Annotated in this window: 17 protein-coding genes and 1 pseudogene; 10 read left to right on the top strand and 8 right to left on the bottom strand. The window is 36.5% G+C overall.

All coding sequences use genetic code 11. The features are described 5' to 3' along the window. The first annotated feature begins 170 nt into the window (after positions 1–170). The 5 genes from H5J24_RS23205 (at position 171) to H5J24_RS23185 (ending at position 4,387) form a co-directional block, all read left to right on the top strand. Positions 171–1,511 carry a TolC family protein gene (locus H5J24_RS23205; RefSeq protein ID WP_068941111.1) on the top strand — a complete coding sequence of 447 codons (1,341 nt, stop codon included), beginning with the start codon at positions 171–173 and terminating at the stop codon, positions 1,509–1,511. A gap of 291 nt (positions 1,512–1,802) precedes the next feature. Further along, the gene (locus H5J24_RS23200; protein WP_232815902.1) at positions 1,803–2,102 is read left to right on the top strand and encodes a hypothetical protein; all 300 of its coding nucleotides are present in this window, start codon (positions 1,803–1,805) and stop codon (positions 2,100–2,102) included. A 2-nt stretch (positions 2,103–2,104) separates the two neighbouring features. Continuing rightward, the gene (locus H5J24_RS23195; RefSeq protein WP_228407585.1) at positions 2,105–3,187 is read left to right on the top strand and encodes a mannose-1-phosphate guanylyltransferase; all 1,083 of its coding nucleotides are present in this window, start codon (positions 2,105–2,107) and stop codon (positions 3,185–3,187) included. 32 nt (positions 3,188–3,219) lie between these two features. Continuing rightward, entirely contained in the window at positions 3,220–3,885 is a 666-nt protein-coding gene (locus H5J24_RS23190; protein ID WP_068941107.1) for a hypothetical protein, read from the top strand. Beyond that, the gene (locus tag H5J24_RS23185; protein WP_068941106.1) at positions 3,854–4,387 is read left to right on the top strand and encodes a GNAT family N-acetyltransferase; all 534 of its coding nucleotides are present in this window, start codon (positions 3,854–3,856) and stop codon (positions 4,385–4,387) included. The genes H5J24_RS23190 and H5J24_RS23185 overlap by 32 nt, the downstream gene beginning before the upstream one ends. A 68-nt stretch (positions 4,388–4,455) precedes the next feature. Here the strand turns inward: H5J24_RS23185 and bcp are convergent, their stop codons facing one another. After that, complete coding sequence (bcp, locus tag H5J24_RS23180) at positions 4,456–4,905, bottom strand: thioredoxin-dependent thiol peroxidase (RefSeq protein WP_068941104.1); 450 nt, start codon at positions 4,903–4,905, stop codon at positions 4,456–4,458. A 33-nt stretch (positions 4,906–4,938) separates the two neighbouring features. Between bcp and H5J24_RS23175 the strand changes: the two genes are divergently transcribed. Beyond that, complete coding sequence (locus tag H5J24_RS23175) at positions 4,939–5,559, top strand: endonuclease III domain-containing protein (protein ID WP_068941102.1); 621 nt, start codon at positions 4,939–4,941, stop codon at positions 5,557–5,559. Positions 5,560–5,642: 83 nt separating this feature from the next. On the opposite strand, the gene H5J24_RS23170 is transcribed toward H5J24_RS23175, so the two are convergent. After that, complete coding sequence (locus H5J24_RS23170; RefSeq protein ID WP_068941100.1) at positions 5,643–6,089, bottom strand: DUF1572 family protein; 447 nt, start codon at positions 6,087–6,089, stop codon at positions 5,643–5,645. Between the two features lie 58 nt (positions 6,090–6,147). Next, on the bottom strand, positions 6,148–7,944 hold the full coding sequence (locus H5J24_RS23165; protein WP_068941098.1) for a DUF885 domain-containing protein: 1,797 nt from the start codon (positions 7,942–7,944) through the stop codon (positions 6,148–6,150). 169 nt (positions 7,945–8,113) lie between these two features. On the opposite strand from H5J24_RS23165, the gene H5J24_RS23160 reads away from it, so the two are divergent. The 4 genes from H5J24_RS23160 (at position 8,114) to H5J24_RS23145 (ending at position 10,778) form a co-directional block, all read left to right on the top strand. Continuing rightward, the gene (locus H5J24_RS23160) at positions 8,114–8,575 is read left to right on the top strand and encodes a hypothetical protein (protein ID WP_068941096.1); all 462 of its coding nucleotides are present in this window, start codon (positions 8,114–8,116) and stop codon (positions 8,573–8,575) included. A gap of 174 nt (positions 8,576–8,749) precedes the next feature. Continuing rightward, the gene (locus H5J24_RS23155) at positions 8,750–9,454 is read left to right on the top strand and encodes a MotA/TolQ/ExbB proton channel family protein (RefSeq protein WP_068941094.1); all 705 of its coding nucleotides are present in this window, start codon (positions 8,750–8,752) and stop codon (positions 9,452–9,454) included. Between the two features lie 12 nt (positions 9,455–9,466). Continuing rightward, on the top strand, positions 9,467–9,865 hold the full coding sequence (locus H5J24_RS23150; protein WP_068941092.1) for an ExbD/TolR family protein: 399 nt from the start codon (positions 9,467–9,469) through the stop codon (positions 9,863–9,865). 22 nt (positions 9,866–9,887) lie between these two features. Next, positions 9,888–10,778, top strand: a complete 891-nt coding sequence (locus tag H5J24_RS23145) for a ferric siderophore ABC transporter substrate-binding protein (RefSeq protein ID WP_068941090.1) — start codon at positions 9,888–9,890, stop codon at positions 10,776–10,778. Between the two features lie 15 nt (positions 10,779–10,793). Here the strand turns inward: H5J24_RS23145 and H5J24_RS23140 are convergent, their stop codons facing one another. From H5J24_RS23140 to fbaA, 5 genes and pseudogenes are all read right to left on the bottom strand, one after another. Next, complete coding sequence (locus H5J24_RS23140; protein ID WP_068941088.1) at positions 10,794–11,186, bottom strand: hypothetical protein; 393 nt, start codon at positions 11,184–11,186, stop codon at positions 10,794–10,796. A gap of 63 nt (positions 11,187–11,249) precedes the next feature. After that, positions 11,250–12,653, bottom strand: a complete 1,404-nt coding sequence (locus H5J24_RS23135) for a nucleoside recognition domain-containing protein (RefSeq protein WP_068941085.1) — start codon at positions 12,651–12,653, stop codon at positions 11,250–11,252. A gap of 320 nt (positions 12,654–12,973) precedes the next feature. Further along, positions 12,974–13,483, bottom strand: a complete 510-nt coding sequence (locus H5J24_RS23130; RefSeq protein WP_068941083.1) for a DUF6973 domain-containing protein — start codon at positions 13,481–13,483, stop codon at positions 12,974–12,976. A 54-nt stretch (positions 13,484–13,537) separates the two neighbouring features. After that, positions 13,538–14,393 (bottom strand): annotated as a pseudogene (gene accD / locus H5J24_RS23125) (acetyl-CoA carboxylase, carboxyltransferase subunit beta). Positions 14,394–14,483: 90 nt separating this feature from the next. Beyond that, positions 14,484–15,554 (bottom strand): class II fructose-bisphosphate aldolase, encoded by a 1,071-nt coding sequence (gene fbaA, locus H5J24_RS23120; protein ID WP_068941080.1) that lies wholly within the window; start codon positions 15,552–15,554, stop codon positions 14,484–14,486. Between the last annotated feature and the right edge of the window lie 55 nt (positions 15,555–15,609).

The raw sequence follows: 15,609 nt of genomic DNA, 5'->3' as shown, positions 1-15,609 counted from the left end.
AAAGTTTTATTAAAATGAAACTATTTTTTTCAATCTGTAACTTTTTTATATTTACTTCGTCTAATAGGGAAAAATCTTCATATGAAATCGTCATGATTTGCTGGTACAAATACTGATGAAGATGATACGATTCCATATGACCATTAAAAACAAATAAACATCTACATAATATGAAAAAAGTTTGGATTATCGTTTTGGGATTAGGCTGTCTGAGTTTAAATGCTCAGAAGAAATGGTCCTTAAAAGAATGTGTAAGCTATGCAGTGGAGCATAATCTTCAGGTCATCCAAAATAAATATAACAAACAGTCTCAAGATGCCAATCTTAAAATTGCTAAGAAAGGATATTTACCTTCTGTTTCAGCAAGCATAGGAAATACTGTCAGTTTTGGACAAACCTCTTTTGGAACGGGAAGTTTAAGAAATGACAGATTCAGTAACAATGCAAGTGTTGGAGCAGACATCTTGGTATATAACAACGGCAGGCTAGAAAAAACAGTTAGAAAAACCGAGTTTGATCTGCAGGCAAGTTTGTATGATGTGGAAACCATTAAAAATGATATTTCATTACAAATTGCACAACAATATTTGACTACATTGTTGAACAAAGAAATTGTAAAAATCTCAGAAAGTGCTGTTGAGAATGCTAAGAAACAATATGACAGAGCTAAAATAACAACAACAGTAGGAACAACTGCACAAACTGTTTTAGCAGAAGCAGAAGCCGCATTGGCAAGAGAAAAGCAAAACCTGAAAACAGCGGAAGTCAATGTAGGACGAAGCTTATTTGCTATGGTACAGCTTTTACAACTGTCTGATTATAAAGATTTCGATGTGGAAGATGTTGCTGTTTCGGACCAGCTGTCTCCGGAACTTAAATCTGTAGATGATGTCTTGTCTATTGCCTATGAGTCTCAGCCTCAGATTAAAGCAGCAGAAAGCAGAATACATTCTGCAGAAGCTCAGACAGAGGTTTCTAAAACGGCTTATTGGCCTACTATAACAGCCAATGCTGGAATTGGAACTTTCTATAACAACCTTTTGAATACCGATAATATTGGTAACGCTCTTGTTTATGTTAAAGAAAAAGGTTTTTTCGAACAGTATAGTGATAACTTCGGACAGCAGGCCAGTCTTTCTGTAAATATTCCTATTTTTAATAAAGGGATTACAAAATTACAGGTAGAGCAGTCCAGAATTAATGAAAGTATTGCTAAAAATACCTTAGAACAACAGAAACAAACAGTAAGACAAAATGTACAGAAAGCTCAGTTTGATGCTGATGCCAACTATGAATCATACCTGGCAGCGGTAGAAGCAGCAAAGAGCTCCAAGCTGGCTCTTGATTTTGCAGATAAAAGTTATGCTGCGGGAAAAACAACCATTTACGACGTTAATGTTGCAAGAAATAATTATGCAAATGCACAGGGATCAGTAGCACAGGCGAAATATAATTATCTTTTCAGCCTTAAATTATTGAATTTCTATGCAGGAATTCCACTAAGTTTGTAAAATGTCTATCCAATCATTAGAAAAATATTTACCACAAAACACGCTTAAGTATCTAAGAATTTGGTTTTCGGATTATTATATTCATATAAAAGTCACAAGGAACAGAAATTCTAAACTGGGAGATTATAGAAAACTTCCGGATAATTCTCATGAAATTACGGTAAACTCTACGCTTACCCCACAACTTTTTTCTTTGTACTTACTCACGAGCTGGCACACCTTATCGCTTTTGAAAAATACGGAAGAAGAATCTCGCCTCATGGTAATGAATGGAAGGACACTTTCAAAAATATGCTGCTTGAAAGCCTTGAAATTTACGATGAAGACCTGAAGCCTATTATTGTAAAATTTTCAAAATCACCAAAGGCAAATTTTATGGCAAGCCCTGATCTTGTAAGATATTTTCACACTGAAAAACAGGATGATAGGCTCCACTTTATTGAACAGCTTCAAAAGGGAGAATTTTTTATATATCGTAACGAAAAGTATTTATTAGAAGGTCTGATTAAAAAAAACTATCTTTGTAAGAACCTGGCTACGGGAAGGAAGTATTCTTTCAAACCTTTGGCTAGGGTAGAAAAATGTAGCTAAGAATGTTAAAGTCAGATAGATACTGCGTGATAATGGCGGGAGGAATCGGGAGTAGATTCTGGCCTATGAGTACGCAGAAATTTCCAAAACAGTTTCAGGATATTTTAGGAACAGGGCGTACCATGATTCAGCAAACTTATGACAGAATCAGTAAAGTAATCCCTAAAGAACATATATTCGTTATTACCAATAAAGAATATGTAGCGCTTTCTCATCAGCAGCTTCCGGAAATTCCGGAAGAGAATATCGTAGGAGAACCTCTGATGAAAAATACAGCAGCCTGTAACCTTTACATGGCTAATAAAATTGCTGAAATTAACCCCAATGCGACTATGATCGTTCTTCCGGCAGATCATCTTATCCTGAAAGAAGATGTATTCCTGGAAAAAGTAATGCTGGCATTTGATGTTGCTGCCAAACATGATTATCTGGTGACATTAGGAATAACGCCTACAAGACCTGACACTGGATATGGCTATATACAGTTCGTAGAAAAGAAAAATTCAGAATATTTTAAAGTAAAAACATTTACTGAAAAACCAATTCTCGAGATCGCTCAAAGCTTTTTGGAGAGCGGGGATTTCCTTTGGAATGCTGGAATTTTTATTTGGAATATCAAAAGTATTCATCATGCCTTTGAGTTGTATCTTCCTGAAATGGCGCAGCATTTTATGGCCTGCGAATACAATTCTGAAAAAGAAAATAACTGTATAGAAATCATTTATCCAAAAGTTCAGAAAATTTCTATTGATAACGGGATTTTAGAGAAAGCCAAAAATGTATATGTGATACCGTCAGATCTTGGCTGGAGTGACCTTGGAACCTGGACGTCTGTCTATGAAAATACAGAAAAAGATAAGAATGGAAATGCGGTGAAAATGAAGCATTTACTTACTTATAACTCGAAAGGAAACATCATTCGTTTAAAAAATAATAATAAGGCAGTTATTATTGATGGTCTTGAAAACTATATTGTTGTAGATACAGATAAGGCGCTTCTTATTTGCCCTAGAGATAATGACCAATTAATCAAGGATTATGTCCTGGATCTGAAAAATTTCAAGAAAGGAGATAAATTTATGTAGTAATTGGTATCTTTTATGCTTATTTTTAGGCTATGATTAAATTTGCACTCCGATTTACAACTTTAGTACTTTTATTTTTTACGATTCTTGGCTATGCTCAGGAGAAGAAAAAATTCTCGAGTATTCCTAATGTATTGCAGAGAATTGAACCTGATGATAAGGTAGACTCCTGGATTTTAGTATACAATAGCTATGGAAAAGGTGAGGAAATTAAGGTTTCTGGTGGAAAAATAAATTATACTCCCCAGTTTTCCGGGTTTAATCTGTTTCCCAGCGAAGACAGCTTTTACTATATAATCTATTCTTCAGGAGGGAAAATTAATTATATTCTTGATACTGAAGCTTTAAAGAAATTTGTAGGAAAGATTGATAATGCTCAGGAAGCGGCTATCATATTAGCTTCCGATGGATATATCGTGGATGAGGAATTCAAAGATCTTGCAGGGAATTATCATGAAGATCAAAAGAATTATTATCTGGATCTTGGAAAACTAACCTCACAAGAGTGCCCTTATCAGAAAACACATTATACATTAACGGTAAGTAAATCAACCGGGCTTGTTTCGAATGTAAAAGATAACGGAACTTATATTGAGCTTTACAATAAAAAATGTGCTAATAACCCAAGACTTTTAAAGGTCGAGAAAAAAGAAGAACCCAAAAAAGATGAGCCTAAAAAAACATCCAAGCGCAGATAATACTTATGAAACTGAGCGATTAATACTTCGTCCGATGTCCGGTGAAGACAGAGATTTTATTTTTGAACTTTATAACAGACCTAAATTTGTTCAATACATCGGTAACCGAAATGTAAATAGTGTTGAAGATGCTGAAAACTATATTCTGAACAGATTTGCCCCGCAGATCCAAAGACTGGGATTCGGGAACTATCTTTTAATAACCAAAGAAACCAACGAAAAAATAGGTGCTGTAGGAATTTTTGAAAGAGAGGGACTTGATGTGGTTGATATAGGATATTCTTTACTTGAAGAATTTGAAGGAAAGGGGTATGCGTATGAAGCGGCACAAAAAGTGAAATCAATCGGGATGGACGAGTTTAAATTGTCAAAAATATCGGCAATCATTTCAAAAGACAACCTTTCATCACAAAAACTGATCGAAAAATTAGGACTGAAGTTTAAAAAACATGTTACTCTTCCAGGAGAAACTGAAGAGCTTAATTATTACGAAACAGAATAAGATCAAACATTACAATATAAAAAATCCACAAAAATTTTTGTGGATTTTCCTTTTATCAGTACTTGCGATTATCCTTCTAAGATCTGCTCAGCAGCAGTTTTTGAAGTTACTTTTTCAATAACTCTTGTACAAACTCCGTTTTCATCAAAAATAAATGTAGTTCTTACAATACCCATATACGTTTTCCCAAATGTCTTTTTTTCCTGCCAAACCCCGAATTTTTCAAGAATATCATGGCTTTCATCAGCGATAAGATCATAAGGGAAAGCAAATTTACTATGGAAGTTTTTCTGTTTCTTTACAGAGTCTCCGCTTACGCCCAATAGCTGGTATCCGGCTTTTTCAAGCTGGCTATAGTTATCACTCAGATTGCAGGCTTCAACAGTGCATGTTGGAGTACTCGCTTGTGGATAAAAGAAAACAATTAGCTTTTTTCCAATTAAGTTTGATGAAGATACAGCTTCTCCATCCTGATTTGTTCCTTCAAATTGAGGTAATTTATCTCCAACTTTCAGCATAATGATTTATTTTTGTTCAAATTTAAGGGTAAAATGACAAAAAAGCAAAGAGCTGAGCTCGTTCAGATAGAACTGGATAAATTGTATCCTACAACGCCTATTCCTTTGGATCATACCGATCCTTATACTTTAATGGTTGCTGTGGCGCTTTCTGCACAAACAACAGATAAAAAAGTAAATGAAGTTACCCCAAACCTTTTTGAGGTAGCCGGAACTCCACAGAGAATGGCAAGACTGGAAGAGTTTCAGATTAAGGAGCTAATTAAAGAAATAGGATTATCCAATACCAAAGCCAAGAACTTAAAGAGAATGGCTGAACTTTTACTGGAAAGACATGATGGTATTGTTCCGCAGACTTACGAAGAATTAGAAGCGCTTCCGGGTGTTGGTCATAAAACAGCTTCAGTAGTAATGAGCCAGGGCTTCGGGTTTCCTGCCTTTCCGGTAGATACCCATATTCACCGCCTGATGACACAGTGGAAACTTACTTCCGGTAAAAATGTGGTGGAAACAGAGAAAGATGCAAAAAAACTATTCCCGGAAGAAGTTTGGAATAAGCTTCACCTTCAGATTATTTTCTATGGTAGAGAGTATTCTCCGGCAAGAGGAAAAGGGGAGAAGGACTTTATTACCAAAATGATGTTTGAGAAGTAAAAATCCTGATGTTGTACGAAGCAAAATTCCCCTTCTTTGAAGGGGTGGATTTTTGAGCAGCGAAAAGACGGGGTAGTTTTTGACTACATATCCAATAATCGTCTATGATAATTAATCTGTCCTAAATGATAATCCAGATGCGAGAGAAGGTGAATCAGAAAATAACCGGTTGTCATCTTATCTTCAAAAACAATAAGTGGATATTCTTTTTCTATTTCAGTTTCCGGAAGTTGGCTTAAAACAGAATCAATCATAGCTGCTGTAGCTTCAATTTTCTCAATAAGTTCGGTTCTTGGAATATCTTTTAGCGAGAATTCAAGCTCACGATGTCTTATATAATTTGTATTTCCAAGATGTGTCCCAATGAAATGATTAAGGTTGCCTATCAGATGAAGACATAGATTTCCTGCGGAATTGGAAATATTCTTGTCTATCCTCCAAAGGTTTTCTTCATTTTGGTAAGCTTCAACTTCAGTTTTTAACTTGTTTAAATCTCTTTGATAAAGAGAACGTAAGGGTGTTGTGATCATTGTGGTTAGCTTTAAAATTAAAAAAGGGACAGCTAAGATGTCCCATTTATATTGTATATTATTTCTGCTTTTTAGCCCAAAGCTCCATCTTTCTGTTCAAAACATCCAATGGAAGACATCCCTGACTTAGTACTTCATCATGGAAGCTTGCCAGATTAAACTTATTACCAAGCTCTTTCTGATACTTTTCTCTCAATTCACGGATTCTTAAAGACCCGATTTTATATCCTAAAGCCTGTCCCGGCATAGCCATATATCTTTCCACTTCAGCTACAGCAGAGCCTTCATCATAAGAAATATTGCTCAGAAAATACTTAATAGCATCTTCTCTGCTCATTTTTCCCGTATGCAAACCTGTATCTACCACTAATCTTACCGCTCTCAGCATCTGATCGCTTAAATATCCCATTTTCTGATAAGGATCCGTATACAAGCCAAATTCAGGACCTAGAGTTTCACAATAATGTGCCCATCCTTCACCATAAGCGCCAAACCATCCGAATCTCATGAATTTTGGAAGCTTTGTGTTTTCCTGTTGAAGAGAAACCTGGTAATGGTGCCCCGGGATTGCTTCATGTAAGAATAAAGATTCCATCCCTGAAGTTACATTGAATTTGGTAGGATCAGGAAGCGGAACGTAGAAAATTCCGGCTCTTTTTCCATCAGGAGTTCCCGGAATATATTCAGCACTTGCGCTTGCTTCCCTGAATTTCTCTGTCTGTCTGATTTCAAACTTTGTTTTCGGTGTAACATTAAACATTGTCTTCAGCTTCGGAGTAATCTTTGTCAAAATACTGTTGAATCCGTCTAAAACCTCTTTAGATGTCTTATAAGGCATTGCTTTCGGGTCTGTTTTCACATGAGTAATAAACTCTTCCAGCGTTCCTGCAAAACCAACCTGCTGTTTTACTTTTTCCATTTCTGCACGAAGCATAGCCACTTGCTGCTGTCCGATTTTGTTGATCTCTTCCGGAGATTTCTTTGTTGTTGTCCAGCTTTTTACATAATAACCATAAATTTCATTTCCGTTGGGAAGGCTGTTGTATCCATCTGTATCTCTTCCTTTTGGTAAATATTCTTTTTCAAGGAATGTTCCCATTTTAGTGTATGCGGGAATAATTTTCTTGGTGATAGCCTCTTTGTAAAGTGCTGAAAATTTATCTTTTTGAGCCTGAGTGAAATTTTTCGGGAAGTTTTTAATAGGACCATAGAAAATATTTTTTTCCATATCCTGAGTAGTGATTTCCTCTGCTTTCATTTGAGGAATCATTTTAACAATCAGTTTTTTAGGAAGAACTACTTTATTACTGATCCCGTCACGGAAGTTATCTGCTGCAGCATCCATCCATTCCGGGAATTTTTCCATTCTTTTCAGCCAGTCGTTGTAATCCTTCTCCGTTTTGAAAGGCTGGCTTCCCTGCCCGCTTCCATATAAAGGAAAATTCAAAGGAAGACCCCCAAACTGGGTGAACGGGATATATTCCGGATGATAGGCATAGGCTTCAATTTTATCTTTTAAAGTATAATCCAATACATCGTATACCACCTTATCTTCATCAGAAAGAGACTTGTAATCTACATTTTCTAGCTGCTTCTGTACGGAATTGTAAAAAGCAACCTCTCCTGAAATAAAATCTTTATCAATATTAATAGGAAGCTGGTCATTGTATCTCAGGTCACCTTGAGCTGTCGCATCTAAAGGATAGAGTTTAAGATACTGTTCATAATAATTGGATGCAATAGAATCCAGATTGGTAGGTGTTACCTTCGTAAGGGGAGAATCGGTCTTCTTGCACGATGCAAGGCCAATTATCAATCCCAGTCCCAGAATACTTTTCGATAAAATGTTTTTCATTTTCAGAATCTTTATAAAACAAAAGTAAGTATTATTGGGAGATTCAGACCCATTGTACGAATTGATTTTAAAAAATAATATTCAAAATCCTTTTCACATTAAATCAATTTTTTATCTTTGTCTAAAACGTTTAACAATCATATTATTACAGTTCTTTTTTTAAGAAAAAATGAAAGGGATTTTAAAAATTTACCATCCGGAGGAAACGCTAAAATACAATATCAGAAACACTTATTGTAAAGCAGTTTACAGCAACCAGCAACATTTTCTAGAGGTTGAAATTATCACGGATGACAGTTTGGATCACGTAGATGATGATTCATTACAGTATAACTTTCCGCAGCTTTCACTTGAAGTTTTCGATTTTCCTATCGACTCTGCGGAAATAGAAGGAAAAACAATCAAAATCAATGATTCTGAAGAAGATACCTATACAGAAGTAGATCTTTTTGATGACGAAGATGCTTATATCTATGATAATGAGCTTCTTTTTGAAAAGAACGAAGAAGGTGAACTTCAGGTAATCTGGAAGGGAACCATTGATGATTTCTATACCGGATCAGATACTCCGATTCCTTTTAGATTAAAATGCGAATTCAAGCAGGATGATATTGAAGTAGACGAAGACTAAAAGTCGCTTATCATTCTTTTTAATATCAAATTTCTTTTCAAAAATTCTTTTGGAAAGAAATTTGCTGTTTATAAATCATAACAAAATTTAAGTTGTTTTTAAGCAATTTTTAAGAGAGCAATTCATAATATTCCACTACATTTGTCGTTGAAACTTTAATAAAATTCACATTTAATGCTGTTAACGGAACTTTCTCAGATTTTATTTGCACAAATCACTACCCCTGCAGTTGCCGCAGACAATTTAGAATTTTCATTCTGGAAAATCATGTTCCACGGAGGAGCTTTCGCTAAAATAGTGATGGTAACTGTATTGCTTTTGGGAGTATTTTCTCTGTACCTGTTTTTTGAAAGATTTTTCTTTATTAAAAGACTCACCTCAAAGACAGATTCCAACTTCATGAATAATATTGAAGACTTTATTAAGGAAGGAAAAATAGAAGCTGCTGCTGATTATTGTAAAACACAGAATTCCCCAGAAGGAAGAATCCTTGAAAAGGGAATCTCAAGACTTGGACGTCCAGTTTCTGATATCGTAAGTGCGATGGAAGCTCAGGCTCAGGTAGAAGTGGCCAATATGGAGAAAAATCTGAATCTGTTGGCTGTGGTACCAAGTATTGCACCGATGTTGGGACTTTTAGGAACGGTAATCGGGATGATTATTGCCTTCTTTAATCTATCACATGCCACAGGGTCTTTCTCACCAAAGACATTATCTGAAGGTATTTATACCGCTTTGGGACAAACAGCAGTAGGTCTTGCAGTGGCTATTCCTGCCAATTTCTGTTATAATATCCTTTTAACAAGAATTGACAAGTTTGTATTGAAGGCGCAGAATATGTCTGGAGAATTTTTAGATCTTATCAACAAACCTTTATAAATCTTTCTTAAGATGAAAATTCAAAGAAGAAATAAAGCGAATCCGGAATTCAGTTTAGCAGCGATGACAGACGTTATCCTGTTGATGCTGATTTTCTTTATGATTACCTCTTCTGCAGCCAATCAGAGTGCTATAGAAGTGAATCTGCCGAAAGCCGGGGCTGTTGAAGATAATATTCCTAATCCTGTAGTCGTAAGTATTAAACCGGATGGGGCTTATTTTGTAGATGACAATCCTGTGAACAGAGGTGATTTGGAGAAGATTATTGTAGATAAACTGACAAGTCAGACCAATAAATCTTTTACCATAAGAGCTGATGAAAACACCATGCATAAAGATGTTGTTTTCGTGATGGAAATCGCTGAAAAACATAAGTTTAACATTGCTATTGCAACTGTTAAGGATAAATAAATGCTAAGATTCATTTTTTAAGATGAGAAGCTATACCGCAAACAAAAATGAGGAAAACCGGGACAGGATAAAGAGCGCATTGCTTTCTATTCTGATTTGGTGTGCCATCCTGCTTTTTGTTTTTTATTATAAATTAAAACCAGAGCTGGATAAAGAACCCGAAGTCATTACTACAATGCTGGTCAACTTTGGAGACAACAGAAACGGAAACGGAGCTGAAGAACCTGCGGAACAGCCTGGAAGCTTAGCGGCAGAAACTGAAGTGGTAACACCAGAGCCGGTAGAAGTTCCTGTTCCTGAGACAAAAGCAGAGGTAAAACCAGAACCTGTAGTGAAACCTGAGCCTAAGAAAGCGGAAGTGAAGGATAAAGTCATTACAGGGAATAATTCAAAAAATACAGTTGCTAAAAAAGAGGAATCTAAAAAAGCAGAGAAAAAAGAAGCTACAAGTACCAGTACTGCTAAAAACACTAAAAAATCAGGAGCTGCAAAAGCCAATTCAAAGACTGGAAATGGTGACGGACAGGGAAATGCTGCAATCGGGAAGTTTCTTGGCGGAAAAGGCCAAAAACCAGGTGGACAAGGTGATGGAAATGGTCCCGGAAATGCAGGAGATCCACTAGGCGGAGAAGGAAACGGAGACAGTAAAGTAGGAATTGATAGAAAACTGGTAGGATATATTCCCGGAACAATGGGAAGGGGTGGAGCACAGCCATCTCACAGCTGTACAGCCAGTGGATCTATTACGATAGCTTATACAGTTGATAAAGCAGGAAATGTAGTGTCAGCAAGAAGAGTTGGCGGAGTTTCAGATCCTTGTGTTTCATCTACATCTGTTACCTGGGTAAAGAAATATGTAAAGGCAGAGAAAGCCAACGTATCTTCTACCGGAACTTATAAAATTACATTCTAAAAATACAAAAGCACTTTATTCAAGTGCTTTTTTTAATTCATTTATTCTGTTGATTACAGGAAGGGCAAAGATCCCGCTGGTTTGAAGATACAGCTCATAGAATGTTTTTGCTTTGTCCTGAAAGTCCTTATTTTGTTCTTGCCTGCTTTTAAAATAGAAAAGGTTCCCAAGCATTTCATAATAGTCTTTACGGTCTCTTTCCTGTCTTTCATTCACAAGTGCAATCATTTCTTCCTTGGTCATGGAGGCTACTTCTGTGAAATTCATTTTGAAGATATCTCTCATCAAGGTATCGAAATCCAGTTCTTTTTGCATTAAACTTTCTTCAGGTTTATCCAGAATCAGTTTTTCTAGAGCCTGTGTTAACTGGCGGATGAGTCTTAGGGTAAATTCTTTATCTGTAATCATAGATGATTTAAGTTTTTGAGTTTAATGTTTAAAGTTGTTTGATAAACGGATCTGTTGTCTTCGTTAAGCAAAAAATAAATAAGCTAAGGCAATTGAAGTAATAATCCCCACCAAATCTGCCAAAAGCATAGCAATTACCGTATATCTTGTGTTCTTTATAGCTACGGCACCAAAGTAGACTGCAATCACGTAAAACGTCGTATCTGAGCTTCCCTGAAGAACAGCTGCTAATTTTCCCTGGAAGCTGTCTGCTCCAAATGTCGCCATGGTATCTACCATCATTCCTCTTGCTCCCGAACCGGATAAAGGTTTTATTAATGCCGTAGGAAGTCCGTCAACGAATCTTGGATCCAGGTTGGCTACATTGGCTACCCATTTCATTCCGTCAATAATAACATCAAAAACGCCGGAAGTTCTTAATAGGGAAATCGCAATCAGCATTCCAACCAGGTAAGGAATAATCTTTACGCAGGTAGTAAAACCTTCTTTGGCCCCTTCAATAAAAGCATCAAAAACGTTGATCTTTTTATAAACAGCTCCAAGTACAATCGCAAGGAAAATGAAGAGAATAAGCCCGTTACTCAATACCTTACTGAAGTCATCAAGCTCATCTTTGCTTAACTGAACTAAATAGACAACCAATAAACCTATGATTGCGGAAATTCCTCCTACATAAGCAATCACTACCGGTCGAAGAAGATTGATCTTCTGATAAAGGGAAACAATAATCATGGCTGCTAAAGTTGCTGCAAAAGTAGCAATCATACAGGGCAGGAAGATATCAGTAGGCGTTTTGGATCCCATTGAGGCTCTGATCGCAATGATTGATACTGGAATAAGCGTCATTCCTCCTGCGTGAAGGCACAAGAACATGATCTGTGAGTTGCTGGCAGTGTCTTTATTGGGATTTAAAGTCTGGAGACTTTCCATAGCTTTCAATCCAAATGGAGTAGCCGCATTATCCAATCCCAGAAGATTGGCGCTGAAATTCATCAGCATATGCCCGAATGCCGGGTGGTTTTTGGGAATATCAGGAAATAATTTAGAAAAAAAAGGTTGAATAAACCGACTTAAAAGATTGATTCCGCCTGCTTTTTCTGCAATACTCATGAATCCCATAAAAAGAGTCATAATTCCGATTAGTCCTAAGCATATTTTTACAGCCGTTTCTGAGGTTCCGATAACCCCATCTGCTTCCTGAACGCGATAAATGGTTACATTTTGCTTTAAAGAATCTGTTTTGTAATGAATTCTGCTGTCGGCAAAATCATTTTTTTTCGTCAGGCTGTCCTTCACAACAGGTGAGAGGTTGCTCATAGGTTGAGTGGCGATCTTCACCGTGTCACCACCTTTTCCTACCACCATATCATTAAAAATGGTTTTGTAATGGCTTGACGAAATGTATTTTATACTGGCAATGGCAATGGCAATGATAATGAAAGCCGACCAAATTCTGCTGAGAACCATTCGATTGATTTAATTGTTTAAACTTATCAAAAATACTTTAAACTGCAAAAGTCACAAAAGAATTAAGCATTTAAGTTTTGAAAAGGTAAGAGAATTTTGTTGAACAGAATCTCAAGTTTTTGAAAATCATTTATTTTAACGCTGAGTTCGCAAAGATTTTTTTGGAAATATAAAAGTTTTACGTTCGCAGAGGCATTGCACTTAGCAGAGAATTTTATTGGAGACCCTTGCTGAACGGAGTTCCCTTGCGATCGAAAAATACCTATGATGTTCTATAACATCTTTGTGTATTCCTAGCGTTTAAAATGAAATATGTATAATTAGTCTTCTAAATAAACAAGATGCCCCTCAAAGTTGTCATCTAAGCTCTTTAAGACTTTAGCATCATCCATTTTTTTTACCAATCCGTCTACAAAAAAGCTTTTTTCGAAGAATTGACGGTGGATGCCGGGTAATAACTCCATGAAATAATCCATTCCCAGCTTGTTGTTATGAAGGTCCATTTTGGTTTCCAAAGGTTGGTTAGGAAACAGTTCTTCGTGAAGATCTGTCATTCTTTTACAGAAGTCCAAAGCCTTTTCCGGGGAAGAAATTTTGCAGCAATACATCATGATAAAACAGCACCATAAGGCATGTCTGAATGCATTTCCGATTCCATTATTAGAGGCGGTTTCAGGGAATTTTGCCTGTGCAATGGTAAATGCTTTAACCGTAGCATGAAAGCTCAATATGGCAAAAAGAGGATGGGGGAGAACAAGGGATAAGAGACGCATAATCTTCTTAAAACTCATACTCCGGATGGTGTTGAAAAATATCTTAAAAGTCCTCATAAATAAAAATCTCTCCCTAATTAGAGAGAGATTGTATTGTTTTTGTTACAGAAACTATGCTTTTGCGGCTAATAAATTAACGGTTTTAGCAACAGTATCCTGAATTTCAGTTCTTTTTACAATGAAGTCTACAAATCCTTTTTCCTGTAGGAATTCAGAAGTCTGGAATCCTTCCGGTAAATCTCTACCGATGGTTTCACGGATTACTCTTGGTCCTGCAAAACCGATTAGTGCTCCCGGTTCAGCCATGATGATATCAGCAGTCATCGCAAAAGATGCTGTAATTCCACCAAAAGTAGGGTCACAAAGGTAAGCGATGTATAAAAGACCCGCTTCTGAAAGCTGAGCCAATTTAGCTTGTACCTTAGCCAGCTGCATCAAAGAATAAGTAGCTTCCTGCATTCTTGCACCTCCGGACTGACAGATAATCATATACGGAAGTTTGTGCTCGATACAGTAATCTACAGCTCTTCTGATCTTTTCACCCATTACAGAACCTAAAGATCCTCCAATAAAAGCGAAGTCCATACAAGAAACTACCATTTCAGTTCCTTTTACAGTTCCTACAGCGTTTCTGATAGAGTCAGTAAGCTTAGTTTTTGCTTTTACTTCTTTTAAACGGTCTTTATAAGGTTTTGTATCCTTGAAGTTTAAGATATCAATACTTTCAACATTGGCATCCAGTTCGGTAAATTTACCACCGTCAAAAAGGATGTCAAAAAATTCCGCACTTCCTATTCTCACATGAAATCCATCTTCAGGAGAAACATAGTTATTTCTCTTTAATTCATCATGTTCCACAACTTTTCCCGGATGGAGTCTGATGCCAAAGACCTTTGGGAACGTCCTTTTTCTCATCAGTAGAGGTGGTAATGTTTTTTGCTTTTCTTTTAAACCAGTCGAATGCCATTTTTAATTGTATTAATGTATAAATGTAAAATGTACCAATGTAAATGCACTCTCCGGGAGCCCTTTTTACATTGGTACAAATTTACAGTTCTTATTTTAAAGTATTTACGTTATTTAAATCTTCAAATGCCTGTACTAATCTTGTAGAGAAAGTATCTTCACCTTTTCTTACCCAAACTCTTGGGTCATAGAATTTCTTGTTAGGCTTTTCTTCTCCTTCAGGGTTTCCGATTTGAGCTCTTAAATAATCAATATTGTTAACCATATAATCTCTTACTCCTTCTGTATAGGCAAACTGAAGGTCAGTGTCGATATTCATTTTGATTACTCCGTAGTCAATTGCCTCTCTGATTTCTTCCAAAGTAGATCCTGAACCTCCGTGGAATACAAAGTTAATTGGCTTATCAGCAGTTCCGAATTTCTCCTGAACATATTTCTGAGAGTTGTCTAGGATTTTTGGGGTAAGAACCACATTTCCTGGCTTGTAAACTCCGTGTACGTTACCGAATGCAGCAGCAATCGTAAAGTTATCCGAAATAGCTTTTAATTTTTCATAGGTATAAGCTACATCTTCTGGCTGAGTATATAATTTAGAGTTATCAACGTCTGAGTTGTCAACACCGTCTTCTTCACCACCAGTTACTCCGATTTCTACTTCAAGAGTCATTTGAAGTTTAGCCATTCTTTCGAAATATTTAGCTGAAATTTCAAGGTTTTCTTCTAAAGATTCTTCAGAAAGATCTAACATGTGAGAAGAGTAAAGAGATTTTCCTGTCTGCTTGAAGAATTCTTCGTTAGCATCCATTAATCCATCGATCCAAGGTAATAATTTCTTTGCACAGTGGTCTGTGTGAAGAATTACTGTAGCTCCGTAAGCTTCTGCAAGAGTGTGAATGTGTTTTGCTCCAGCAATAGCTCCTAAAATTGCAGACTTTTGTCCGTCATTGCTTAATCCTTTCCCTGCATTGAAAGCAGCACCTCCGTTTGAAAACTGAATAATTACAGGAGAGTTTAATTTCGCTGCAGTTTCCATCGTAGCGTTTACGTTGCTTGATCCAATTACGTTTACTGCAGGCAATGCAAATTTGTTTTCTTTAGCATACTGAAAGATATCAGTAACTAACTGACCTGTGGCAACTCCTGCCGGAAAAATTCTGCTCATGTTTTACTTTTTATTATAAATTTATTAGGTGTTTATTTTCGTGTAAAGGTAATCA

It is taken from the genome of Chryseobacterium capnotolerans, from assembly GCF_021278965.1.
Classification (GTDB): Bacteria; Bacteroidota; Bacteroidia; order Flavobacteriales; family Weeksellaceae; genus Chryseobacterium; species Chryseobacterium capnotolerans.
This window is presented reverse-complemented; position numbering and strand designations above follow the sequence as displayed.